Below are 1118 nucleotides of genomic sequence, written 5' to 3' on the forward strand. Positions count from 1 at the left end.
AAGTAAAGCTTATCTTCTGAGAGTAAATAGTGGGCTGCGTAGCACAGGGGCGGACTTTGCTCAGAAAAAAGCAACAGTGCCATTGCTGCCGGGTCAATGGCTTCGTTGTCTTCTAGGAGAATTTCCCAGGCAACTTCTAAACTAGCCGGATCAAGGTAGGGCTGGACTTGCTGGCGAAACCCGTCAATTTCCTGGGGTTTGTAGGTCTGACCGCTAACTTCATAGACCACCTGGCGGGGGTGAATTGTCTGGGATTGATTGCGCTCATCAACGACAATCCAGTGCTTTTTGCCCTCAGGACGATCTACAACAGCGAGTCGGCGATCGCCATGCACTCGATATTCAACTAAAGATCCTTTGTCCACACGCGATCGCCCGCTCAAAGTGTGCGCCGAGGCTGATCTATCGCCTTGTCTAGAAGACAGGCACTGGTAAGATCACAACTCTCCAATTGTACGCCTTGGAGACTATCCCTCTTTATTAATAAAGGGGAGGAGGGCGACAATTCGAGCCCGCTTAATTGCAGTGGTTAAAACCCGCTGCTGCTTGGCGGTCAGGCCAGTGATCCGCCGGGGCAAGATTTTACCCCGCTCAGTAATAAATCTACGCAGCAACTCAACATCCTTGTAATCGATGGGTTCTGTTGGTTGAATCGGAGAGACGCGACGACGAAAGTAAGCCATAGAAATAATGTTCAGTGAAGATGCTTCAATTTGAAAGGGCTCCCGGCCATAGGCTTCAAATCAGCCTGTTTATAGCCAGAATCAGATTACTTAATTTCCTTGTGTACGGTGTGACTGTTGCAGTGGGAGCAGAACTTTTTCAACTCCAACCTGCCAGTTGTATTGCGACGATTCTTAGTTGTGGTATAGCGAGAAACCCCAGGGGAGCGCTTATCAGCATTACTGCGGCACTCAGTACACTCCAGGGTAATCACCAAACGAACGCCCTTGCCCTTAGCCATAGTCTCAAAACTTTACAAGATGAATTAAACACAAACATCCATTATTTCACACGATTCCTAGCTTGGGCAAAAATTTTCTTAATTTTTAGATCTAAAGCGTAACCGCGCCGGGTTGAGATCATAATCGTGCGGCCCCAGCGATCGTGGAGAGCCT

At 48.5% G+C, this 1118-nt stretch carries 2 protein-coding genes and 1 pseudogene; all 3 read right to left on the minus strand.

The genetic code is table 11. The features are described from left to right. Positions 1-365: pseudogene (locus tag AC2VE5_RS27860) on the minus strand (RNB domain-containing ribonuclease); the annotation flags it as partial. Positions 366-467: 102 nt separating this feature from the next. Then, positions 468-683: a 30S ribosomal protein S18 gene (gene rpsR / locus AC2VE5_RS27865; RefSeq protein ID WP_486890753.1), complete on the minus strand. Its 216-nt coding sequence runs from the start codon at positions 681-683 to the stop codon at positions 468-470. Between the two features lie 86 nt (positions 684-769). Next, positions 770-964, minus strand: coding sequence for a 50S ribosomal protein L33 (gene rpmG / locus AC2VE5_RS27870; RefSeq protein ID WP_486890754.1), 195 nt, complete (start codon positions 962-964; stop codon positions 770-772). Positions 965-1118 lie beyond the last annotated feature (154 nt).

The organism is Aliterella sp. E5.1 (assembly GCF_057473825.1).